This window comes from Butyrivibrio sp. XPD2002 (assembly GCF_000423945.1).
In the GTDB taxonomy this organism is placed as follows: Bacteria; Bacillota; Clostridia; order Lachnospirales; family Lachnospiraceae; genus Butyrivibrio.
Map to the genome: position 1 here is coordinate 16942 of NZ_AUIY01000021.1, position 24850 is coordinate 41791.

At 43.5% G+C, this 24850-nt stretch carries 23 protein-coding genes; 20 read left to right on the forward strand and 3 right to left on the reverse strand.

The features are described 5' to 3' along the window. The first annotated feature begins 1 nt into the window (after position 1). Positions 2–751, forward strand: a complete 750-nt coding sequence (gene tpiA, locus G587_RS0111945) for a triose-phosphate isomerase (RefSeq protein ID WP_026492434.1) — start codon at positions 2–4, stop codon at positions 749–751. Positions 752–845: 94 nt separating this feature from the next. Here the strand turns inward: tpiA and G587_RS0111950 are convergent, their stop codons facing one another. Both G587_RS0111950 and G587_RS0111955 read right to left on the reverse strand, forming a co-directional pair. Further along, complete coding sequence (locus G587_RS0111950) at positions 846–2120, reverse strand: sensor domain-containing diguanylate cyclase (RefSeq protein WP_026492435.1); 1275 nt, start codon at positions 2118–2120, stop codon at positions 846–848. A gap of 141 nt (positions 2121–2261) precedes the next feature. Then, a complete protein-coding gene (locus G587_RS0111955; protein ID WP_026492436.1) occupies positions 2262–3143 on the reverse strand; it encodes a LysR family transcriptional regulator in 882 nt (293 codons plus the stop codon). A 325-nt stretch (positions 3144–3468) separates the two neighbouring features. On the opposite strand from G587_RS0111955, the gene prdC reads away from it, so the two are divergent. The 18 genes from prdC to G587_RS0112045 all read left to right on the forward strand — a co-directional run bounded on the left by prdC (position 3469) and on the right by G587_RS0112045 (position 21009). Further along, the gene (gene prdC / locus G587_RS0111960) at positions 3469–4782 is read left to right on the forward strand and encodes a proline reductase-associated electron transfer protein PrdC (protein WP_026492437.1); all 1314 of its coding nucleotides are present in this window, start codon (positions 3469–3471) and stop codon (positions 4780–4782) included. A gap of 17 nt (positions 4783–4799) precedes the next feature. Further along, positions 4800–6602: a D-proline reductase (dithiol) proprotein PrdA gene (gene prdA, locus G587_RS0111965; protein ID WP_026492438.1), complete on the forward strand. Its 1803-nt coding sequence runs from the start codon at positions 4800–4802 to the stop codon at positions 6600–6602. 13 nt (positions 6603–6615) lie between these two features. Further along, positions 6616–7062, forward strand: coding sequence for a CBO2463/CBO2479 domain-containing protein (locus G587_RS26260; protein WP_026492439.1), 447 nt, complete (start codon positions 6616–6618; stop codon positions 7060–7062). Between the two features lie 87 nt (positions 7063–7149). Beyond that, the gene (gene prdB, locus G587_RS0111975) at positions 7150–7875 is read left to right on the forward strand and encodes a D-proline reductase (dithiol) protein PrdB (protein ID WP_026492440.1); all 726 of its coding nucleotides are present in this window, start codon (positions 7150–7152) and stop codon (positions 7873–7875) included. Between the two features lie 214 nt (positions 7876–8089). Further along, entirely contained in the window at positions 8090–9031 is a 942-nt protein-coding gene (locus tag G587_RS0111980; protein WP_026492441.1) for an ABC transporter substrate-binding protein, read from the forward strand. Positions 9032–9061: 30 nt separating this feature from the next. Beyond that, positions 9062–9727: an amino acid ABC transporter permease gene (locus G587_RS0111985; protein WP_026492442.1), complete on the forward strand. Its 666-nt coding sequence runs from the start codon at positions 9062–9064 to the stop codon at positions 9725–9727. Positions 9728–9740: 13 nt separating this feature from the next. Continuing rightward, complete coding sequence (locus tag G587_RS22585; RefSeq protein WP_051200998.1) at positions 9741–10565, forward strand: amino acid ABC transporter ATP-binding protein; 825 nt, start codon at positions 9741–9743, stop codon at positions 10563–10565. Continuing rightward, the gene (locus G587_RS0111995) at positions 10534–11127 is read left to right on the forward strand and encodes a cytidylate kinase-like family protein (protein WP_026492443.1); all 594 of its coding nucleotides are present in this window, start codon (positions 10534–10536) and stop codon (positions 11125–11127) included. Before G587_RS22585 ends, G587_RS0111995 begins: the two co-directional genes overlap by 32 nt. 4 nt (positions 11128–11131) lie before the next feature. Continuing rightward, positions 11132–12223, forward strand: coding sequence for a proline racemase family protein (locus tag G587_RS0112000; RefSeq protein ID WP_026492444.1), 1092 nt, complete (start codon positions 11132–11134; stop codon positions 12221–12223). Between the two features lie 19 nt (positions 12224–12242). Continuing rightward, entirely contained in the window at positions 12243–13394 is a 1152-nt protein-coding gene (locus tag G587_RS0112005; protein WP_026492445.1) for an iron-containing alcohol dehydrogenase, read from the forward strand. 98 nt (positions 13395–13492) lie between these two features. Next, positions 13493–14158: an L-serine ammonia-lyase, iron-sulfur-dependent subunit beta gene (gene sdaAB / locus G587_RS0112010; RefSeq protein WP_026492446.1), complete on the forward strand. Its 666-nt coding sequence runs from the start codon at positions 13493–13495 to the stop codon at positions 14156–14158. Positions 14159–14161: 3 nt separating this feature from the next. Then, entirely contained in the window at positions 14162–15040 is an 879-nt protein-coding gene (sdaAA, locus tag G587_RS0112015) for an L-serine ammonia-lyase, iron-sulfur-dependent, subunit alpha (RefSeq protein ID WP_026492447.1), read from the forward strand. A 95-nt stretch (positions 15041–15135) separates the two neighbouring features. Continuing rightward, positions 15136–16332, forward strand: a complete 1197-nt coding sequence (locus tag G587_RS0112020; RefSeq protein ID WP_035786551.1) for a PucR family transcriptional regulator — start codon at positions 15136–15138, stop codon at positions 16330–16332. Positions 16333–16573: 241 nt separating this feature from the next. Further along, positions 16574–17494, forward strand: a complete 921-nt coding sequence (locus G587_RS0112025; RefSeq protein WP_026492449.1) for a transporter substrate-binding domain-containing protein — start codon at positions 16574–16576, stop codon at positions 17492–17494. A gap of 25 nt (positions 17495–17519) precedes the next feature. Further along, positions 17520–18287, forward strand: coding sequence for an amino acid ABC transporter permease (locus G587_RS0112030; RefSeq protein ID WP_242830079.1), 768 nt, complete (start codon positions 17520–17522; stop codon positions 18285–18287). An 11-nt stretch (positions 18288–18298) separates the two neighbouring features. After that, positions 18299–19039, forward strand: coding sequence for an amino acid ABC transporter ATP-binding protein (locus tag G587_RS0112035; protein WP_026492451.1), 741 nt, complete (start codon positions 18299–18301; stop codon positions 19037–19039). A gap of 19 nt (positions 19040–19058) precedes the next feature. Continuing rightward, positions 19059–19745, forward strand: coding sequence for a cytidylate kinase-like family protein (locus G587_RS22590; RefSeq protein WP_051201000.1), 687 nt, complete (start codon positions 19059–19061; stop codon positions 19743–19745). A gap of 37 nt (positions 19746–19782) precedes the next feature. Continuing rightward, on the forward strand, positions 19783–21009 hold the full coding sequence (locus tag G587_RS0112045; protein WP_026492452.1) for an aspartate aminotransferase family protein: 1227 nt from the start codon (positions 19783–19785) through the stop codon (positions 21007–21009). Positions 21010–21104: 95 nt separating this feature from the next. Here G587_RS0112045 and G587_RS0112050 read toward each other — a convergent pair whose 3' ends face one another. Further along, on the reverse strand, positions 21105–23114 hold the full coding sequence (locus G587_RS0112050; protein WP_026492453.1) for a methyl-accepting chemotaxis protein: 2010 nt from the start codon (positions 23112–23114) through the stop codon (positions 21105–21107). 329 nt (positions 23115–23443) lie between these two features. Here G587_RS0112050 and G587_RS0112055 point away from each other — a divergent pair, with 329 nt between their 5' ends. Continuing rightward, the gene (locus G587_RS0112055; RefSeq protein ID WP_330364469.1) at positions 23444–24799 is read left to right on the forward strand and encodes an NCS2 family permease; all 1356 of its coding nucleotides are present in this window, start codon (positions 23444–23446) and stop codon (positions 24797–24799) included. Positions 24800–24850: the final 51 nt, after the last annotated feature.

Sequence of the window (24850 nt, forward strand, 5' to 3'; positions counted from 1 at the left end):
AATGGAAAGAAAAAAGATAGTAGCCGGCAACTGGAAAATGAATATGACACCGGCAAAGACAGTAGAACTTATTGCTACTCTTAAGCCTCTGGTAGAATCCATTGACGTAGATGTAGTATTTTGCGTACCTGCAATAGACATCGTTCCGGCTATCACAGCAACACGCGGAACCAATATTGCAATAGGCGCTGAGAATATGTACTTTGAAGAGAGCGGTGCATACACCGGCGAGATTTCACCTGAGATGCTCGTAGATGCAGGTGTTAAGTATGTAATCCTTGGACACTCAGAGAGACGTGAGTATTTCCACGAGACAGACGAGGAGCTTAACAAGAAGGTTAAGAAGGCATTTGAGCATAGCCTTACACCTATCCTTTGCTGCGGTGAGACTTTGGAGCAGAGAGAGATGGGTATCACCCTTGACTGGATCAGAATGCAGATTAAATCTGTCCTTGTTGACGTACCTGCATCAGATGTTGCAAAGATGGTTATCGCCTACGAGCCTATCTGGGCTATCGGCACAGGCGTAACTGCCACATCAGAGCAGGCAGAGGAAGTCTGCAAGGCTATCCGTGAGTGCATCGCTGAAATCTACGACGAGGATACAGCAAAGAGCGTTCGTATCCAGTACGGCGGATCTGTTAATGCAGGCAATGCAAAAGAGCTTTTCTCTCAGCCCAACATCGATGGCGGTCTTGTAGGAGGCGCATCACTTAAGCCTGAATTTGGCAAGATTGTAAATTATAAGTAATTCATACAATATACATTAAAAACCACCGGCATTTGTCGGTGGTTTTTCTATATTTAATAGGATGGATGAGCCCTGTGCAGTATAGGCTAGGTCGTCAGCTCTTTTTGAGCTCATTCTTATTTTCATACATGAGCTTGTCAGCCCGCATAAATACAGACGCTACATCCTCATCGTTATCACTAAAACTTGACATACCAAAGGCTATTACCATTCCTCCGGTACGCTTGGCGTCTTTATTATTTTCTGACATAAAGAACAATATTTCATCGATATTCTCACAGTCCTCTCCCTCAGAAATAGTAACGAACTCATCACCACCTATGCGGAAAACCGGACTATGTCTGAATTTCGTGCATATATATTTACATGCATTGCGTATATATTCATCACCTGCCTGGTGTCCAAGAGTATCATTGATCTTTTTAAGATCATTCACGTCGAAAACAGTAATAGCAAACTTATCCTGGATGCCCTTTTTGATCCGGTCGTTTATTTCCTGTTCCAATTCATTATATGCATATTTATTCCTGATTCCGGTAAGTGCATCAATTTGAGCCTGATCATTGGCGTGGGCCAGCTTTTCACCATATTCTTTTTTAATCTGCATCGCTTCTGTGATATCCTGGCACAAACCAAGAAGACACTCTTTTCCGGTTGTATCAACAAATTTAAGCTTAGTCGTCTGGAATCTGCGGGGATTACCTGCTGCATCAGGTACATCCTCATAGAAAATGTATGGCTTATCCATAGCCAGTGCCTTCTTATCGTCCTCGATAAAATGAAGTGCCGTATCTTCATCAAATATCTCAAAATCTGTAAGACCAACAACCCCATCAGGTGTTTCTTTATGCGCATAGTCTGCGAAAGCCTGATTACAAGCAAGATATTTTCTGGTTAGCACATCCTTTGAAAAAGTCATTGCAGGCATGTTAGTAAGAAGAGCTGTAACGGATTGGGCAAGATCTATAATCTTCTGATTTACGTCTGTACTCTCATCCATGTACCAGACGTGAGCCAATACCACACCATTATCCATGTGCATAAACTTAGTCTCGGAACGCAGCAATTTATTTGGGGTTCCATCCTTTTGGTTCGAACGGTAAATGACCTCATATCTGCCTTCCTCTGTTAAAAAGCGTCTCATTTCTGTTTTGATTCTGTTTACATCATCAGGATGCACAATCGTAAAGCTATCATTTTCCATGTCCTTATAAGCCTGCTCAAAATCCGCATAGCCAAAGAGCTCACAAAAGCCCCGGGATACAACTACTGTTTTTACCCCTTCTTCTGTGACATGGAAAATTGCAATAGGATGTAGCAATTGCTCATATGCAGTTTGAATATCTTTGTCAAAAGTGAAGTTTTCCATAGCTTATTCTCATTTGAAGACAGAACAATACCTCATTTTTAATATTACGATATTCAGTTTGATAAATATATTAAATTGCAATAAAAAAAATAATAAATGGTTATAATCTGACGGTAAATATAGCGGCAGCCTTTTCTTTTGTTATCTAAGTGGATTACTACTGATAATAGTCGTAGCAAGCTTTATGAATTTCTTTGCGGCAGGAGACAGGGCTTCCCTTGATTTGAGTGCGATTCCAAGAGTCCTTGAATAATATGGATTTATTGCATAGCATGAGACCTGATTCTCAAAGCCTTTCACAACGAGACCGGGGAGAATGCTGACGCCCAGCGCATTAGAGACCATGGATATAATAGCGTGATCATCCTTGGATGAAAAAATAGCATTGGGCGTTACATTAGATGTAGTGAGTGCTTTGTGCACATCATAATCTGTGCCCATTGAGGTCATGATAAATGGTTTGTCCTGGAAGAATTCAATGTTAATAGCACCACTTTCAGGCAGCTCTGAATCCTTAGGCATAATAGCAAGTAACGGATCCTCAGCCAATGTGATCCACTCAAGATTCTTAGTATTTTCATGGCTCAAAAAGCCAAAGTCTGCAATATCATTTTCTACCCAGCTGACAATATCATCAGTTCCACCTTCTAGAAGTTCAATATTTATGGACGGATACTTTTCCTTGAATTCATGAATGATTTTTGGGAGATAATGAATAGATATACTCGAAAATGTGGCGATTGTAAGTGAACCCTTTTCAATACCATGTATCTCGTTGACGGTTTGAGTAAGGTTCTCATACTTACTTAGAAGTGACCTGACCGCTGGAAGGATTCCCAGACCACTATCTGTCAGCTTTACTCCCTGCTTGGAACGTATGAACAAAGTAAAGCCAAGCTCATCCTCCAGTGATTTGAGCATGTGGCTTACACCTGACTGGGTGTAGCCAAGCTTATCACCACTTTTGGTGAAATTCTGTGTGTTTGCAACGTCTTCAAAAAGTATAAGCTTTCTTATATCCATAGAATGCTCCCAAATATCAAATAATTCAATAAGACAAAAAGTTACGCAAAATCTGTGCTTTATAGGTAATCCAAAGGATTATCTATAAGAAAAAAGGCGCCGGAAGAATAATCTTCTGACGCCTTTGCCATTTTATATATGAAAATTTTTCATGAATAAATAATATGGTACCAAATATAATACATCGATCCAAATAGGTCAATGATTTTATTTAATGGGATAGTAAGATGAGATTTTTTAATGACAGTTTGAAATTTGTTCATTTTACAAGATAAATAGCAGGTGCTTATAATCTAGGCAAGTCGAAGGAAGCGAGGTACAGGATATGAGACAGATGTACTGTTTTCCTCTTATACAGGGTATCGGAGCGAAAGCTGCCCCTACAGTTGTCAAGGGTGACAACATATGTAGAGGGCAGCTTCTTGCATATATAGAGGAGGGCAAAATGGGCTGCCCTATATATTCAAGCGTTTCTGGAATTGTAAAAGAGGTAAGTGAAAACAAGATAGTGATTGACGCTGATGAAAAGCAGGAAGCCACTTACATTAAGCTTACTGAAACAGAACCGTTAAAGCTTATACAAAAGGCAGGAATCATCGGTCTTGGCGGAGCGGGATTTCCTACATACGTAAAGCTTTCGGGAAAGTTTCAGGGTGAAGGAACAGTAATCATAAATGCAGCTGAATGTGAACCAATCCTGGAACATAACATCAGAGCCATTGAAGAAAATCCGAAGCAGCTTTTAAGGGGACTTGAGATTGCAATGGATATCACAGGCGCAAAGAGAGGAATCATAGCAATAAAAGAGATTCATGAAAAAGCAATCACCAAGCTAAAGGAAGCACTCGGGGAATCAGAGCAAAAAGAGAAGATAAGGGTCACCCTTCTTCCAAACATGTATCCCATGGGTGAGGAAAGAGCGCTTATAAGAGAAACACTTGGAAAGCTTTTACCGGTTACTTCGCTACCTCTTGAAGCAGATGCAATTGTCATAAACGCTGAGACAGCCTGCAGAATTCAGGAAGCAGTCGACCTTAAAAAACCGCTCATCGATAAGAACATGACGGTAGCGGGGAAGATAAACGGCTGTGAAAAAGAAAATATCATTAAAGTTCTCATGGATGTGCCAATAGGAAAAAGCGTTGGAAGTATCCTGGATGAACAGGGCGGCTGCAGAGAAGGCTACGGCGAAATAATAATGGGCGGCCCCTTTACAGGTAAAAGAACAGAGCCAGATAAGCCGGTAGTTAAAACCACAGGAGGACTTATAGTAACTGAATGTTTTCCTAAGGGACCTGAAAAAATAGGACTTCTTGTTTGTGCATGCGGAGCTGATGAAAAGAGACTACGGGAAATTGCAGAAAGCCTTGGAAGCAGTGTTGTAGGAGTAGAATCCTGTAAACAGGCTATTCCCGTTAAGAACACTTTAAAGTGCGAGAACCCGGGGAAATGTCCGGGACAGGTTCAAAAGATAATGAAGCTTAAAAAAGCAGGAGCACAGGCAGTACTGATAAGCAATTGCACAGATTGCTCCAACACAGTTATGAGCTGTGCGCCAAAGCTTGGGTTACCGGTTTATCACTGCACTGATCAGGCCAACAGAGCCGTAAATATAAAACTAATCAGAAAAATACATTAAGGATAGGGAGGAAAGGTATGTCAATAACAAAGGAAACATTACAGATGCATTTAAAGGATCCTGCAATCTTTTGTTGCAGAAGGCAGAAGGGACTTGTGATATCAGAAGCGGACTTAGAGGATCCGGCACTTTTTGAAGACATGATTGAAGCGGGATTACTTGAACTTAGTAGCGACGGACTCAGGATTGAGCAGGTGCTTGGAAGTACTCTTACCGCTAATGTGGAGGCACTTACTCCTATCACCAGAGAGGTTCTTGATAAGGTAAATGACATAGATGAAAAGCCGGAAAAACCAGAAGAAACATGCATTAAAGAGAAGGAGAGACCTACTACAAAAACAGGAAGGGGAAATAACATGATACATATTGAAATTGGTAAGGCTAAGAATCTTGAACAGTTTTCACTTGATATTCCAATTGCGGCTTTTGAGCACGGTGACACTATAAAATGTGAAGAGCCCTGTGGCGGAGAGATAGAAACTAAGAAGAAAGAAGCACCTAAAACCAAGAGGGTTTTCAACACTCTTAAAAAGCAGCACATCAGAATTAATGAGGTTGAGATTGGCTCTGAGACATCCATAAAGGATGGCAGGATTACGATTGATTCAGCGATCACAAAAAGGGCAGTAAAGGAAGATCCGCTGTGCAAGAGCATAGAGCTTGATGTTATTTACCCGGATAAGAGACATGTGTATACAGACACAATTATGGATGTATGTCCGATAGCAACAAAGGTTGAGGGAGAGCTTGGACATGGTGTTACGAAGGTTGCTGAAGGCGTTGTATTTATGCTGACAGGTGTAGATGAGGATGGTGTACAGATCCATGAGTTTGGATCCTCTGAAGGATACCTTGATGAAAAGATGTACTTTGGACATCCGGGATGCGCAGATGAAAAGGATATCATTATCCGCTGCCATGTAGTTATTGAGAGACTTTCAGGTATGACAAGACCAGGTCCCTTCGCAGCTCACAAGTGTCAGGACTATATCATTCAGGCCATAAGAGATGAGCTTAAGAAATATGACGGCGAAGTGATCCGCGAGGAAATCTGCGAGGATGTAAGAAGACCAGGAAATCCCAGAGTTGTGCTCGTTAAGGAAATCATGGGACAGGGAGCCATGCACGACAATGTTATCTGTCCTACTGAGCCCTGCGGAATACTTGGAGGCCAGAAAAACGTAGACTGCGGTAACGTTCCGATAATGCTTACACCTAACCAGGTTAGAGACGGTTCCATCCATGCACTTACATGTATCGGACCTGCAACCAAGGAGATGACAAGACATTACATCCGCGAGCCCCTTGTTGAGGGCCTGGCTGCAGATGAGGAGATGGATCTTATCGGTGTTATCTTTGTCGGATCACCTCAGGTCAATGATGAAAAGCTCTGGGTTTCAGAGAGGCTTGGATCCCTTCTTGAATCCCTTGATGTGGATGGCTGTATCATCACAACCGAGGGCTTTGGTAACAACCATATTGATTTCATACAGCACATTGAGCAGGCAGGAAAACGAGGAATACCTGTTGTTGGAGTATCCTTCTGTGCATATCAGGGACAACTCGTAGTGGGCAATAAATATGCCACAGCAATGGTTGAAGAAAACATGGATAAGGGTGGATTTGAAAACAATATTGCAGGCTGCTCCTGTGTAACAAAGGAGGTAGCTACAAGAGCTATCGCAATGCTAAAGAACAAAATGAGCGGTGTTGAGATTCTTCCTGCTCCCAAGAAGTGGAATAACGATGTTATCAATGCTAACAACAAACTCCTTGGCCTTAAAGAGACAGAGCTTGTTGAAAGTGGCACTCTTCATTAAAAAGGTAAAGCCTATGGAAAAACTGGATTATATTATAAATCCCATCCTTATGGGAGGACTTGTTAAAGAGATAAACGAAGATATGGTAAAGGTGCATTTGCATGGAAGACTTGGCGTTATAACGATTCCTGAAAAAATCATTTTATCAGAAATTGAACTGGAGCCTGGCGTGGAGCTGGAATTCCATTTCAGCTATCTCAAGGTAGAGGATGCGGGCTATGACTATGATGACAGCTCTATAAGGGATAACCTGTTTACACCATGTCTTGTGGGAGGACAAATCGTAGAGGTCAATGATACGGCTGTTAAGGTGGAGACTATGGATGACCTTGGAACGGTGGCAGTACCCAGAAGATGGGTGTTTACGGATATGCCACTTGAATGCGGCCAGATGGTGGAGTTTTACCTAAGCCCCATGAGAGCTGTTGGAAAGCGCGATATTCCTGCAAGAATAATCTAGATTTTAGTGACAAATGCTTAATGGAAAAAACTAAAACCAAAAAAGACCATGATGAATCCTTAAAAAGAATAGAAAGAGGTGACAGATATGAGATTAACAACAATTAGTGGATTACAGTCAGAAATATTTGTACCGGTAACTCCAAGACCGGTTTTCACAGAATTAAAAAAGCCCTTAAGTGAATGTAAGGTGGCATTTATCACTGCGGGTGGAATACATAAAAAGAGCCAGACACCCTTTAATACATCAGGAGATTTTTCTTATCGTACAATCGAGTTTGATACTCCCTCATCTGAGCTCATGGTTACTCACGGCGGCTTTGACAACTCTGACATCAACAAGGACGTAAATGCCATGTTCCCCATCGACAGACTTCACGAACTGGTAGAGGAGGGGTTCATCGGATCGCTTTCAAAGGAGACCTACACCTTCATGGGAGGCGGCGGAAACGTTGAGAAGTTCAAGAACGAAACAGGCCCCGAGATTGCAAGAAAGCTTAAGGAACAGGGAGTGGATATTGTTCTTTGTACAGGTGGCTGCGGAACCTGTCACAGGTCAGCAACAATTGTTACAAGATGCTGTGAAGCTGAAGGAATGAGCTGCGTTGTGATAGCAGCCCTCCCGCCCATTGCAAGGCAGCAGGGTGCTCCAAGAATTACAGCGCCTCATGTTCCAATCGGATCAAACGCAGGTGAGCCAAACAATATTCCCATGCAGACAGCTATCATAAAGGAGTCCCTTGAGTGGGTAAAGGACTGCCCCAGCTACAACCAGACAAAGGTACTTCCCTATGAGTACAGACACAATGTATGATCCGTCATTAAGATTTGTAATGACAGACATGAGAAACTCTTAGTTTACAAACTAAATAGTCTATGTAAAAATACATGATAATTCAATGAGAACAGCAGACAATGGCGTTTATGTTGCTTATGTCTGCTGTTTTTTTATACCCTGGAAAACCCCGGGGATAAGAAAACGACAGGATGCTCTTATTGAAAAAGCAAAGGAAATGGAGGAGAAAATTATGAAAAAAAAGGTTCTATCAATGCTACTGGTGACATCAATGCTTGCAGGTGTGGTGACAGGATGCGGATCATCCGGTGAAGCTTCGGGGACATCGGAAGCTACGGAATCTGTTGATGAAGTAAAAGAAACTGAAACAGAAGAAACCACTAAAGAGGCTGAGACAGAAACGGAAGAGACTACTGAAGAAACAGCTACAGCTTCTGATTCAGATAAGCCTGAGTGCTTTGGATCATTGGAAGGCGTAACTCTTACAATCGGAACATCCGGCACCTATGCACCTTTCTCTTATTTTGCTGAGGATGGCACAACCCTTCAGGGCTATGATGTGGATTTCCTATATGCACTTAAGGATGTACTTGGTTTTGAAATAGCTGATGAGACTATTCAGGATATGGATTACAGTCCCCTTGGAACATCACTTAGCCAGGGCATGCTCGATGTAGGAGCCGCTGCACTCTGCGCTACTGATGAAAGAAAGAAGACCATGAACTTCTCCAAGACCTACTATGATGCAGGAATTGTAGTTGTTGTAAGCCCTGACAACGAGACAATCAAATCTGTCGAGGACTTAACAAGCGGTGATTACACAGTAGCTCTTCAGAGCGGAACAATCGCTTACGAATACGGCGTTGCAAATCTTCCTGAGAGCTGCATCCAGTCCTATGATTCCCAGGCTCTTGCTTATAAGGCAGTTGAAGACGGGCAGGCTGATGCAACAATCTACGATCTTCCAGGAACAGCTTATTCAATTAAGACAGGCGAGATAAAGCTTAAAACTGTAGGAGATGAGTTCTACACAGGTCAGGCACCCTACGCAGTTGCACTTTCCATGAGTGCATGTGACGAGTATCCCGACCTTATAAAGGATTTTGATGAAGCCATTGATTATCTCTCTGAGACAGGAGTTCTTGATGAGATCAAGGCAAAATGGTGTGAATAACTAAAAAGTCTTACTTGAGGAGTGATGATTATGAGTTTTGAGTTTTTACAGGCAATCATGCCGATGCTGTTTCGGGGTCTGCAGATTACCATGATGATTGCAATAATCGGTATCCTGCTTGGATTTATTCTGGGGGCTGTCAGTGGATATGCGCTTTCTTGTCAGAACAAAATAGCCAGAGGAATAGCAAATGTATACGTGTGGATCATAAGAGGAACACCTTTGGTTGTTCAGGCGCTGTATGTATACTTTGCAGTTCCGGCCATCATAACAGGGATAACCCATAAGAAATTCGTGCTGGATTCTGTGGTAGCAGGAATCACTGTTATTACCCTAAATGCCGGAGCTTTTATATCTGCGATCGTAAAGGGAGCCCTTGAAAGTGTTGAACTTGGACAAAAAGAAGCAGGAGAGGCCCTTGGACTTACAAAGGGCCAGATCCTTACTCACATAATCATCCCTCCTGCTTTTAAGGCCATGATTCCGGGGCTGTTTAACCAGTTCATCATTTCCGTAAAGGACACAGCGCTCTTATCGGTAATCTCAGTTAATGACATTACAAGACAGACACAGAACTATGTTGCAAGAACCTACAATACTCTTCCTGCTTACACTGCCTGCGCATTGTTCTATCTGGTCCTGTTATCGATACTGATGATTCTTCAAAGGATGGTTGAGAATATTACTAAAAAGTGATGGAGGTATTTTTATGAGTGAGAGTTTGATATCTGTAAGACATCTTGCAAAGTCCTTTGGAGACCTGGAGGTACTAAGGGACATCAATGTAGAAATAAAAAGAGGCGAAGTTGTCTGCATCATAGGTCCCTCCGGTTCAGGGAAAAGCACTTTTTTAAGATGCATCAATCAGCTGGAGAAGCCCACCTCCGGAGAAATCATCTATAAGGGAGACAACATCCTTGATAAGAATGCAGATATAAGAAAATTCAGGGAAGAGGTAGGAATGGTCTTTCAGAGATTCAATCTTTTCCCGCTTAAAACCGTTCTTGCAAATGTGACCATGGCACCTGTTCTGACAGGGCATATGAACAAGGCTGAAGCAAAGGAAAAAGCCCTGGAACTTCTTGCAAAGGTTGGACTTGAAAAAAAAACAGAGGCTAAGCCCTTCATGCTTTCAGGCGGACAACAGCAAAGAGTCGCTATTGCAAGGGCATTGGCTATGGAACCGGAGGCGCTGCTTTTTGATGAGCCTACAAGCGCTCTGGATCCGGAGCTGGTTGGGGAGGTTTTAAACGTTATGACCGAGCTGGCGAAAGAGGGAATGACAATGATCGTGGTGACCCATGAGATGGACTTTGCCCTTGACGTTGCTGATCACATCATTTTTATGGACGAGGGGTATGTGGTTGAAGAAGGAAGCCCCAGGGAGGTACTTGGTAATCCCAAGCAGGAGAGAACAAGAGCATTTTTATCAAGATTCCTTTTACATAGCGGTGATGGTAATGACAGCTCGATAAAAAATATTTCTGAAAAGAGGAATGGCCATGAAAAGGTTTGTTGTGACAATAACTCGTGAATTTGGAAGTCTGGGAAGACCAATAGCCAAAAGGCTTTCAGAGCTTCTGGAGGTTGAGTTCTATGACAGGGACATTGTTGAAGCCACAGCGAAGCAGATGAACATGCCGGTTTCAACACTTAGTGATTCTGAGGAAAAGAAAACATCATTCTGGAATATGCTATTTCCTTTGGGGACAGATTCACTGGAGCAACAAAAGAAGATATTTGAATGCCAGAGTCAGATTATTTCAAGAATGGCAGGAAGAGGCTCCTGCATCATTGTAGGACGCTGCGCTGACTACATTCTTGAGGATGACCCGGACGCAATACATGTTTATATATATGCTTCTTACGCTGACAGGCTCGCCAATTGTGTAGGGAGTCTTGGTATGAAAAAGGAAGACGCCAAGAAAATGATAAATGAGGTTGATAAGGCGAGGCTGAATTACCACAAGTATTTTGCAGGGTACGCACCTTCTGATCCGAAGCATAAGCACATAATAATCAACAGTGCACTTTTGGAAGTGGAAGGAACTGCACAGGCACTGGCGGCAATTGTAAAGAAAAAATACGGGGACTGATCATATGAAACCAAGTCTTGGGAAATATGCATATAAAATAAAAACCATAGATTCTCACACCATGGGAGAGTCCACAAGGATAGTCTACGAAGGATTTCCAAAGCTTGTTGGCGACACCATGATGGAAAAGAAAAATTATGTGATAGAGCATTACGATTTTCTAAGAAAAGCCCTTATGCTCGAGCCAAGAGGTCACAGGGACATGTTTGGAGCCCTTCTTACCGAGCCTGTGCACAAGAACGCTGATGTGGGAGTGATTTTTATGGACAGCGCTTCATACCTGAATATGTGTGGTCACGGAAGTATAGGTACAGCCACCATGCTGGTTGAGACCGGGATGGTTGAAGCGGTAGAACCATATACTGATGTGGTTCTTGATGCACCCTCGGGAATCATTAAGACAAGGGTGCATGTAGAGGATGGAAAGCCTGTGGGAGCAAGCATACTTAATGTGCCGTCTTTCCTGTATTTGGAGGACCAGGTGCTTTACTTCGAGGACTGGGGCGAGATCACCTACGACATTTCCTTTGGAGGATCCTTCTTTGCTCTTGTGGATGCGGAGAAAATCGGCATAAGGCTTGAGATGAGTAACATTGATCAGATAACAGAGCTTGGAATGAGAATCAGGGAAGCTATAAACAGAACCGTTGAAATAAAGCATCCCTACCTTGATATCACAAGTGTTGACCTGGTGGAATTCTATGCACACACAAAGAATCCAAAGGCAGATATGAAAAACTGTGTGATTTTCGGAGATGCCCAGGCTGACAGGTCACCCTGCGGAACAGGAACCAGTGCCAAGCTGGCAGCCCTCTATGCAAAGGGGCTCCTTAGACTTAACGAAGTATTTACCTACGAGAGTATAACAGGAGCGATTTTCAAGGGAGTAGCAACCACAGCAGTGGATGTGGGAGGAAAACACGGAATAATTCCAAAGATAATGGGAAGTGCCTATATAACAGGACTTAATGAGTGGGTAATCGATGAGGACGATCCGTTAAAATACGGATTCCTTCTTGGAAAGGATAAAAAGGATCATCCCATGGAGAACGATGATCATCTTGGAATACGTTACAGAAATAAAAGATTAGCATAAAAAGTGGAGGTTATTTAACATGGAATCATTTTCTTTTTCAATACCTCAGAATATCGTTTTTGGTGCAGGGAGCCTTAAGAGGCTCCCTGAGCTTGGTAAGAGGATTGGTGGTAAAAAGGCGTATATTATATCGGGTCCGCACCTTAACAAGATAGGTATGGTTGATAAATGCGCTGATGCACTTAGAAGTGAGGGAATAGAGAGCGAAGCCTTTACAGAGACAGAGGGCAATCCCTGCACAGACACTGTGAAGAAGGCAGCAAAGGGATATATGGAAAGCGGTGCTGACTTCATAGTAGCCTTTGGAGGCGGATCACCCTTAGACGTTGCCAAGGCTGTGGCTGTAGTTGTTTCAAACGGAGGCGATATAACAGAATACGAGGGAGTTGGCAAGGTTAAGGAGATCACAGCTGACATAATTGCGATTCCGACAACTGCCGGAACAGGCTCAGAGGTCACAGCCTTTGCTGTTATCACGGATCATAGCAGAAATTACAAGCTTACTGTGGGAAGTGAGCACATTATCCCTAAGTATGCAATCCTCGATCCTGAGCTCATTTACAGCGTGCCTGAAAAGACTGCAGCAGCCTGCGGCGTTGACGCTCTGGTCCATGCGCTGGAGGCGTATCTTTCTCTTGCAGCGTCACCCTTTTCAGATATGTTTGCCATTAAGGCACTTGAACTTATCGGGAAAAATATCTGCCCCTACGTTGCTGACAGATCCAATGTAAAGGCAGCCGAAGCTATGCTCCTTGGTTCACTTTTTGCCGGCATAGCTTTTTCACATGCAAGGCTTGGCAATGTTCATGCCATGAGCCATCCTGTAAGTGCATATTTTGATGTGCCCCACGGGGTTGCAAATGCAATTCTTCTTCCCACGATAGTAGAGTTCAATGCTCTGTCAGATGAAGGAAAATACTACGATATTTACAGGGCTGTAAGCGGGAAAAATATTGACAGTAAGGACTTTTCATCAGGTATGCTCTCAGATTTTCTGTCTAAGCTAAATGAGTCACTGGGAATTCCTGCAGGGCTTAAAACAGTTGGTGTAAGCAAGGATAAATTTGATGTCATGGCAGATGATGCAATGAAGAGCGGTAACATACTGGTAAATCCCAGAAAGACCACAAAAGCAGATATACTTAATCTCTACAGCAAGGCCTATATCTGACAATGGACATTTCTAATTATTCCGTGACCTTTAATGACAGGTGGCGTTATAATTAATTTTGTACTATAAATCATGTCATATATTTGGCAGGAGGCATAATGAACATCTTTGACATAGTAGGTCCTGTTATGGTAGGCCCTTCAAGCTCTCACACAGCGGGAGCGGTGAAAATAGGATTCGTTTCAAGAAAGCTTATGGGAGAAGAAATCGCTGAGGCTGAGATTTTGTTATACGGATCATTCCTTGCTACTGGTAACGGGCATGGAACGAAATACGCCCTCGTGGCAGGCCTTCTTGGCATGGAGCCTGACGATGAAAATATACCAAACAGCTTTGATATAGCAGCTCAAAAGGGAATGAAGCTTTTCTTTGGGGTAGCAAAATTAAAAGAAGCCCATCCTAATTCCGTTCTTATGAAGCTTGTGGGAAAGAGCGGTAAGAAGCTGGAGGTTGTGGGTGAATCTCTTGGAGGCTCACTTATAAATATAGCTAAGGTGGACGGTCTTTCTGCTAACTTTTCAGGAGAACATCCAACACTTATCGTACATAATCAGGATCAGCCGGGACACGTAGCAGAGGTGACCAGCATGCTTGCACATAAGTCTGTAAATGTGGCTACGCTGCAGCTTTACAGAGAGTCCAGAGGCGGTCATGCGGTTATGGTACTTGAGTGTGATCAGGAGATACCGGCAGAAGCCTTAAGGTGGCTTGAACATCTGGAAGGTATAGAGAAGGTCACATACTATTCTCTTTTGGAGGGCTGAGCAATGGCATTTAAGAAACTTGCTGAAATTATAGAAATTGCAAATGAAAAAAATACGCCCATGTGGAAGGTTGTCCAGGAGGAAGACTGCAGAGAGGAGAGCATTTCTGCAGAGGAGTCCTATAAGAAAATGCAGGATATACTTTCTGCCATGAGAGATGCTGATAAAAACTACAATGCAAAGCTAACTTCAAAAAGCGGAATGGCAGGCGGCGACGGCGAAAAGGTCAGGGAGTTTAATGCATCAGGCTCAGCGCTTGTAGGTGACTTTATTTCAACAGTCATAGAGAAGGCAGTTAAGATGGGCGAGTCCAATGCCTGCATGAGACGTATAGTTGCGGCGCCCACTGCGGGAGCCTGCGGCGTAATTCCCGCGGTGCTTTTAACCTATGAAGAGGAGAAAAAGGCTGAGGAAGAAAAGATAATAGAGGCTCTGTATGTGGCAGCTGGAATAGGAGAAGTTCTTGCAGAGAGTGCCAGTATTGCAGGTGCTGAGGGCGGCTGTCAGGCGGAAATTGGAAGCGCTGCAGCCATGGCAGCAGGCGCGCTTACATATCTCGAAGGCGGAGATAATGAGATGATTCTCAATTCCGTTGCCCTTTGCATAAAGAGTATTCTTGGTCTTACCTGCGACCCTGTGGCCGGGCTTGTGGAAGTGCCCTGCATCAAGAGGAATGCCTACGGCGGAGTGAACGCAGTTGTTTCAGCTCACCTTGCAATGGCAGGAGTTAAGAGCAGAATCCCTGTGGATGAAGTTATAGATGCCATGGGAAGAATCGGACACCTCATTCCGGCATGCCTGCGGGAGACCGGTCAGGAGGGACTTGCGACTACCCAGACTGCTCAGGATTTTTGTGAAAAGCAGATGCAGGAAATAGGCTGATTACTACTTGGTTAAAAAGTGTATTTGCGGTTAGTAGAGGCTAACCCAAAATGGCATAAAAAATTACTAAAAAGCATAAGTACTGAGGAAGAAAAATGGTTACATGTAGAGATATACTTAATTTGAAGCTGGATGGAGTTGAGCTTGTTTCCGGGGAGGCGGGACTTGACCGCATGGTTTCCTGGACGTATCTCGTTCAGACGAAGCCCTATGATGAACACATGAACAGAGGGAATTATGCCCTCCTTGTTGTGGACTACGAAAGATATAAACCTGAGGATATCCTTGCTGTCATGGAGGAGCTTAATGACCTTGGAATATCCGGACTTGCGGTATCCATTGTTGAGGACAGGGAGGAACTGTCACCTGAAGTAATTACCAGAGCGGAAGAATTATCACTTCCGCTTTTTTACGTGAGGTGGAAGGGTGCATCCTTTGTCGACATCGACCAGAGTGTTGGAAAGCTCATAATGGAGGATAGTCTTCAAAACAAGAGAGAAGGGGATTTCCTTTATAACCTTCTGTTTGGCTACGATATCAGCGATAAGTACATTGAGAAAATCTCAAGCCAGTTCGGAATAGAATTCACAGAGCCCTACCGCGTGGGAATAATAATCGTGGACCGCAAATACGGAATAAATCATGAGCAGGATGAGCACACCTACGAGTACTACGGTAACGTCCTTAGTCGTGAGGTCACAGGCATGGAAGGAAGGCCCATGTTCATGAGGTTCCTTAATAAGTTTGTTCTCTTGTTTGAGGCAAGGAAGGATAAACAGATAGAGCATGAGCTTGAAAAAATCCTGAGAAGAATTGATTCAAGCGACAGCTTTAAGGGAAAGATTTCAGGCACCTGCATTTTAGGAGCGCCCTACACTGATCCCAGGGATTTTGGACAGAGCTATCAGCAGGCAAAGAGCCTTATTCCCAAGATCGATATGCTCCCTAATCCCAAGAAGAAAAAGGTACTAAGTGCCAGCGCAATGGGCATCTACAAGTATATGTTCAACGCCGGGAACCAGCGTGAGATTCTGGATTACTGCAATAAAAATCTGGAAAAGCTTGAGGAGTATGATCACGCAAACGGAACCTTCCTTGTTGATACTTTGCTTGCCTATTACATGAATGGTTTTAATACTGCAAACACAGCCAAAGAACTATATGTACACAGGAATTCTTTGCAGTACAGACTTAATAAGATTCAGGAACTTTTGGATTTCGAACTGGACGATTACATCAAATATCTTGATCTTGTTAATTGTATTCTGGTAAAAAGACTTATGTTTTTATGACCTATATAATGATGCTCAGCCCACTATTTATCTACATGTTGTGGGCTGGGTATTTTTTTCGTTTGTGCAAATGACAATATTATGACTGTGCATTGTGCACATTGATGGAGAATATCACTCTGAATAATATATACACATACAGCAAGGGCGCCGTAGAAGTTCAAAACTTCGAACGGCGCCTTTTTATTTACAAAAATAAGCAATGCTGAATTATCAATTTAGATCTAGGAGGAGAAACGTTATGAAAAAGAGACTTGCAGCAACTTTATTATCAGGAATGATGCTTATGACAGCAATCGCAGGATGCGGATCAGCTGCAGCGAAAACTGAGGAACCCGTTTCAGAGGATATCGCTGATGAGGCAGCTCCTAAGGCAGATGAATCATCAGACAGAGCAGTTCTTCGTGTTGGTATGGAATGTGCATATGCTCCATTTAACTGGACTCAGGATTCAGACACAACTCCTGATGGAAGCAAGGCAGTTCCGATTTATGACTCAAGCTACTTCGCTTATGGATATGACGTAGCAGTTGCACAGATGATCGCCGATGAACTTGATATGGAACTTGAGATCCACAAGGTGGAGTGGTCATCAATCGGAATTTCAATGGACGCAGGTGACTATGACTGTATCATCGCAGGAATGGGAAGAACTGCAGAGAGACAGCTTGCTTACAACTTTACAGAACCTTACTACTACAGAGATAACTGCATCGTTGTTAAGAAGGATGGCCCTTATGCAGATGTCAAAGGCCTTTCAGAATTAAATGGTACTGGATGTGTACTTACAACTCAGCTTGGATGCGGATGGATTCCTCTTCTTGATCAGGTCGAAGGTGCAGTTACAGGAACCAACTTCGAGACAACATCTGAGTGCTTCATGGCAGTAGCAAATGGTGTGGCAGACGTATTTATCGTAGACGTTCCCACAGCACAGTCAGCACTTCTTACAAATGACGACCTACTGATGATCAGACTTGATGAAAACGACACCTTCACAGGTGATGAGGAAATGGTAAATGTCTGCATCGCAACAAGAAAGGATGACACAGAGCTCTGCGACAAGATCCAGGGTGCTATGGATGCAATCGGCTGGAACGACAAGGCAAAGATGGATGAGCTTATGGATAAGGTTCTGACACAGCAGCCTGCAGCAAACTAAAAAGATTATGTAAAGAGGTGGCGCTATGATTATGAGTTTATTATCGGGAGAACCAACCAACTCTCTGGAGTGGACAATATTTCTGGCAGGAAAATATTCCGCCATGTTTTTACAGGGTACATACCTTACACTTTACACTGCAGTCATCGGAACAATAGTGGGATTCGTCCTTGGATACCTGATAGGTGTTATTCAGGACATGACCATAAATCCCGGAGACAACGTGGTTAAGAAAATACTTGTAAGAGTCCTTAAGTGGATCAGCAGCGTGTATGTGGAAGTTTTCAGAGATACACCGATGATCGTTCAGGCGATGATCATCTACTACGGCTTAAGACAGGCTAATGTCGAGATGACTCCTGTATTTGCAGGTATTCTCGTAACAGTCTTAAACACCGGAGCTTACATGGCTGAAACAGTAAGAGCAGGTATCGGATCCATTGACATAGGCCAGAGAGAAGGCGCATTTGCAATGGGAATGTCCCCGATGAAAACAATGTTTTACGTAGTGCTGCCTCAGGCCTTTAAAAACATCATCCCTGAGATGGCAAACACTTTTCTTACTAACCTCAAGATGACATCAGTACTTAATGTTATCGCAGTTCAGGAGCTGTTCATGGCAGCAAAGACCGCTGGCGGTAACTACTACAAATATTTTGAATCATATCTGGTTATAGCTCTTATCTATTTTGTACTGTGCTTCGTATTCAATAAGCTATTCATTCTTATTGAGAAGCGCATGCAGGGCAGCGAAGACTACGCTTTGGCAGTTGAGTACATGGACAACCAGTAAGGAGGCAGACTATGAGTGAAAAAATTCTTTCCATTAAGGATCTTGGTAAAAGCTTCGGGAATCACGAGGTTTTGAGAAGGATAGATATCGAAGTTAATAAGGGAGAGGTTATCTGCATAGTCGGTTCCTCAGGCTCAGGAAAATCAACACTCCTTCGCTGTATCAACAGACTTGAAAAGCAGACCAGAGGACAGATTTTCTATCACGATAAGGAAGTAAGGGACGTCCAGAAGGAAATCAATGACTACCGCTCAAAGGTGGGAATGGTGTTCCAGTCCTTCAACCTTTTCAACAACATGACAGTGCTTGAAAACTGCATGCTCTGCACCAGAAAGGTGCTCCACATTTCAAAGGAGGAAGCCTTCGACAGAGCTATTACACACCTTAAGGAAGTTGGAATGGCGCCCTACATAAATGCAAAGCCCTCAATGCTTTCAGGCGGACAGAAGCAGAGAGTTGCCATCGCAAGAGCACTTTGCATGAATCCTGAGATACTTCTTTTTGATGAACCTACTTCAGCTCTTGATCCCGAGATGGTGGGCGAGGTTCTCGCAGTAATGAAGGAACTTGCGACTACAGGACTTACAATGATCATCGTTACCCATGAGATGGCCTTTGCAAGAGATGTTTCTACCAGAACTATTTTCATGGACAACGGATATGTGGCTGAGGATGCAGCTCCGGAAATACTGTTCTCAAATCCGAAGAATGCAAGAACAAGAGAATTCCTGTCACGATATCTTGCAGGCTGACAGGAGAGAGGAGAGATTTATGAGAAACTTTGTTGTGACCTTCGCAAGAGGGTTTGGTAGCGGGGGCAAAGCGATAGCATCCACACTTGCCAGGGAACTCGGAATACATTGCTATGAAAACAGAATCCTCACTCTGGCAAGTCAGATGAGCGGACTGGATGAGAAGCTTTTTCAGGAGGTAAATGAAAAGCTCAGCAAAAGCAGCGGATTTTCAAGCTTCCTTCAGGGACTTCCAAGATCCAAAAGCTATATTGCAAGGAATGAAAAATTCGTATCTGATGACAGACTTTTCGAGTATCAGTGCAAGATTATAAAAAATCTGGCAGACACAGAGCCCTGCGTTATCGTCGGAAAATGTGCAGATTACGTACTTCGCGGAAGAGACAACGTCGTGAGTATCTATATAGAAGCTCCACGTTCATTCTGCGTGGAGCGAACCATGGAAAACATGGGCGTGTCCGAAAAGGTGGCACACTCCACAATAGAGAAAACGGACAAGTACAGGGCAGATTACTACAAGTACTACACAGGTGGCAACTATTGGACAAATCCTGTTAACTACGACATGACCCTAAACAGTGAGAGGGTAGGAATAGACCACTGCGTTGACATCATTGAGCAGTACCTCATCATAAAGGGCTTCATCACTGAGAGTCAGATCAAAAAGGACAGACATTCAGACAAGGGATTAAAGCTTGTTCAATAAGGCTTTAAATATATGAAAAGAAGAGGAGAAGAAGGTTATGAAATTAAAGGATACAGAATATACAGCAGAAGAGATTAAGGAAATGGCCGACAAGTACATGATATCGACTTTTGAGAGATTTGACTTCCTTGCAGAGAGTGGCAAGGAGCAGTACTTATATGATGAGAAGGGTGAAAAGTATCTGGATTTCTATGCAGGTATCGCCGTTAACTCAGCAGGTAACTGTAACGAGAGAGTAGTTGATGCAGTAGTTCAGCAGGCAAAGACATTGATGCAGACCTTCAACTATCCCTACACAATTCCTCAGGCACTTCTTGCAAAGAAGGTTTGTGAGACCATCGGAATGGATAAGATTTTCTATCAGAACTCCGGAACAGAGGCTAACGAAGCCATGATCAAGATGGCAAGAAAATATGGTATTGAGAAGTACGGTCCCAACAAGTATCACATCGTTACCGCTAAGATGGGCTTCCACGGCAGAACCTTCGGTGCCATGTCAGCAACAGGTCAGCCTGGAAACGGCTGCCAGATTGGCTTTGGACCTATGACTTACGGCTTTTCCTATGCTCCCTATAATGACCTTCAGGCATTCAAGGATGCATGCACAGAGAACACAATCGCAATCATGGTTGAGCCTGTACAGGGCGAGGGCGGTGTACATCCTGCAACCAGGGAATTCCTTGTGGGACTTCGTGAATTCTGCGATGAAAAGGGAATGCTTCTCCTCCTCGATGAGGTTCAGACAGGCTGGTGCAGAACCGGTGAGGTTATGAGCTACATGCACTATGGAATAAAGCCCGATATCGTATCCATGGCTAAGGCTCTTGGCGGCGGAATGCCTATCGGTGCTATCTGCGCTACCAGGGAGGTTGCAAAGGCATTTTCTGAAGGCTCCCACGGAACAACCTTCGGTGGACATCCCGTATGCTGCGCAGCTGCTCTTGCAGAAGTTAATGAGCTCCTTGAGAGAGATCTTGCAGGAAATGCAGCACAGATGGGAGATTACTTCTCTGAGAAGCTTAAGACAATCCCTCACGTTAAGGATGTTCGTCACCAGGGACTTCTGGTTGGCGTAGAGTTCGATGAGACTGTAAATGCTGTAGATGTAAAGCACGGCTGCATCGACAGACATCTCCTTGTTACAGCCATCGGCAGCAGCATTATAAGAATGGTACCTCCGCTTATCATTGATGAAAAGGACTGCGACACAGCTGTTGATATCATCAGAGATACAGTAAAGTGTCTCAGTGCAGAGGTTGCATAAAACTTATACATTATAGTAAGAAAATAAAAACTACAAAAAGGGTGCCTGTCACTTGATCGTGGCAGGCACCATATTTTTATATATCGTGATATCTATTATGATTTAAAGAATTTCATCTCTTCGTTAAGCTGCTCGGCAATCTGCTTCAGGCTGTCTGCTGATCCTGCAAGGGTTGTAACCGTAGCGGAAAGCTCCTGCATGGATGCGCCTGTTTCTTCTGAAGAAGCTGCGTTCTCTTCGGAGATAGCGGAGAGCGCGCTCATGGTATCAACCACTGCGTTCTTGGAGGATTCGCAGGTATCTGCACCCTGGGAGATGAGCTGAACGCCGCCTACGGTGCTTCCGATATCCTCAAGCATTCCGTTAACTGCATCCAAGGTTTCGCCGATGGCTATCTGCTGGTCGTTGTTACCCTGCTTAACATCCTCAGCTGCTGCAACGGCTGCTTTACTCTGTTGAAGAAGTGTTCCCATTTCCTTCATGATATCATCAGCCATCTGCTTGGAATCCTCAGCCAGCTTTCCGATTTCCTCAGCAACAACGGCGAAGCCTTTTCCTGCTTCTCCGGCTCTTGCTGCCTCGATAGAAGCATTGAGGGAGAGAAGATTGGTCTGGGTTGCGATGGAAGTGATTCCTTCAACCTTTTCACTGATGTTATCAACTGCTTCCTGGGTTGCCTGAATGGTTCTGGAGATATCATCAATCTTGGCTGTCATTTCAGCGGAGGAATCCTGGAGAGATGACAGGGACTTGCTGGATATCTCGGATGCTTCCTTCATCTTGCCTGCGAGAGTTGAGAGACTTCCTGTGGAGGTCTGAACATCACCGACAGCGTCTCCGATGAGACCGACATTTTCAGAAGCACTCTGAATTTCATCTGCCTGCTGGGTTGCACCGGATGCAATCTCCTGAACGGCATTTGAAACATCCTCTGCAGTCTGGGAAATCTGATTTGCCATGTCTGAGAGCTCCTCGGATGATGAGCCTACATTGGCAGCAGATTCCTTTATATGGGTAACTATTTCATCGAGAGTTTCTATTACGGAATTGGTATCTCTTGCTATTTCTCCAAACTCGTCCTTTCTGGCAGCGGCTGCTCCAATTTTCTCGAAGCGTCCATCAGCGAGCGCTTTAAGGGCATCTCCAACTATCTGGATAGGCTTTGTGAAGCTGCTTGCCATGACGAAGGAAATGATGATTGCAACAATCAAAAGTACAGCACCGACAATAATGACGATAATTGCTGAACGTCTTGCTGATGAAAGGATCTTATTGGAATCAGTTGCTGCACAAACTGTGAACTGGGACTTGGGTTCTTTTACGTATGCAACGTATGCGTTATAGCCTTTTCCTGTATCAACATAGTAGAAGCCCTTATCTAATCCGGATGTCATGAACTCTGACTGCGCACGGCTTTCTTCTTCATGAGCTCCTTCACCGATTTCATATTGTGAGTGAGCTGCAATCATTCCTTCTCTGTCAACAAGGAAAGCATCCTCTGCCTCAGCAGCCAGCATTTTATGGAAATTGTTCAGATCGTAGTTTCTGTGAACGATACCTATTACTGTATCTCCATCCTTAACAGGGCAGGCGAATGTGATCATTCTTCTTCCGGATGTTTTACTTATCTGAATGTTGGATACATAGATAGTTCCGGATATGGCTTTCTGGAAATATTCTCTATCAGATACGTTTATGAAATCACCCTTTGTTCTGGCAACCTGCATACCGTCAAGACCGGCAATGGCTGTGGTATCGCCGTCATCAAGAATTGAGTCACACTCTGCAAGAGTAGACTGAACAGCGTCATAGGGGATGCCTGCTTCGCCCTTTACAAAGTTAATGATAGTGGGGTTGCCGGCGATACTTCGTATCATGTTCATATTGGCGTCGAGGATATTTCCGAACTTACGCTCAATATAGTTAGCCTGCCACTCCAACGACTCCTGCGCATCTTCCATGGCCTTCTGAGTGGACGTGTTGTAGCTTACGATGATTGCCACAAGGAGCGGCAATGCAGCTGCGAGGATCATGACAGAAATAAGCTTTGTTTTAATACTGTTATTAAAACTTACTTTGCCTTCAGTATTTGCGTTCTTAGCCATAATGTGCCTCCGAGATGAAATATAAAAACAAAAATAATAAAGGAACCTTCTATTCTGAATTATACCTCTATAAAGTGCGGATAAATGCGATTTTGTGAACATTTAATCGATTTTTAATATGCAGTTTATTTTAAATGAAATTGCATTGTTAGATTTAAGGGCTTTTAGATCTGGATGTATACAATAAGAACATAAAGGAGTGATCTTTTTTATGAAAAATTGTTTATTAATATGTAAGGAGAGACTTTTCGGTCTCTCCTTTTTATGCTATATTTTTTATGTTTGGGCAAAGGGTCCAAACCGGAAGACATTGTGTGGAGGAATGAAACATGTTGGAGAAAGTTTTCAAATTAAAGGAGCACAATACTACGGTAAAAACCGAGATTATTGCCGGTCTTACCACGTTCCTTTCTATGGCGTATATTCTCGCCGTTAACCCCAGTATTCTGGGCACTGTAATGGATGCAGGTGGAGTATTTGTAGCTACTGCGGTAGCATCAGCAATTGCGACATTCTGCATGGCTATCTTTGCAAATTACCCGATCGCTCTTTCAGCAGGACTTGGTCTTAACGCATACTTTGCTTATACAGTATGTCTTGGCGAGCTTGCAGCTGAGGGTGAGAACGCTTTCAGAATTTGCTTAACAGCCGTATTTGTAGAAGGTGTTATTTTCCTTCTTATGTCACTTGTAAAATTCCGCGAGAAGATTATAAACAGCATACCCCAGAACCTTAAGTTCGGTATTTCAGCAGGTATTGGTCTTTTCATCGCGTTCATTGGTCTTAGAGGCGCTAACGTAATCATTCCCGATGAGTCAACAACAGTTGCTCTCGGTGATTTTGCTGATGCAGACGTTGTTCTTTGCCTTGCTGGTCTGATCATAATAGTAGTTCTTGAGCACTTCAAGGTAACTGGTTCAGTGCTTATCGGTATCCTTGCTACATGGATCCTTGGTATGATCGCTGAGACTACAGGCTGGTACACAGCAGGTCACGTATTCCCTGATTTTTCACAGGGACTTAACCAGATCAGCGGTATTTCCAAGACTGCATTCCAGTTTGACTTTGGATGGGCTGCATCACACTTCGTACAGTTTATTGCGATTGTATTCAGTTTCCTTTACGTTGATATCTTTGATACCGTAGGAACGGTAGTAGGTGTTGCTGATAAGGCAGACCTTCTTGATGAAAACGGTAACCTTCCTAAGGTTGGTGCTGTATTTATGTCAGACGCTGTTGGTACTGTAACAGGTTCTTGCCTTGGTACTTCTACAGTAACAAGCTTCGTAGAGTCAAGTGCAGGTGTTGCAGCAGGTGGACGTACAGGTCTTACAGCACTTACAACAGCTGTTATGTTCCTTATTTCACTTGTACTTAGCCCGGTATTCCTTGCTATTCCTTCTTTTGCAACAGCTCCGGCTCTTATCTATGTAGGAATGCTTATGGTTTCAAGTGCAAAGAACATCACATTTGATGGTGACCTTGCTGATACACTTGGTGCATATTTCGCACTTGTTATGATGCCTCTTTCATACTCAATTGCAACAGGTATCATGTTCGCAGTTCTTGGCTGGGTTCTTGTTAAGATATTCATCGGCAAGATCAAGGACATCTCACCCGTTATGTGGATCGTATTCATAATGTTCGCTGTACGTATCGCTGCACTTGTTACTGACTTCCAGTAATTACATGTCAGCATAGCCGTATATAATATGACATCAAAAAGCTCACAGGCT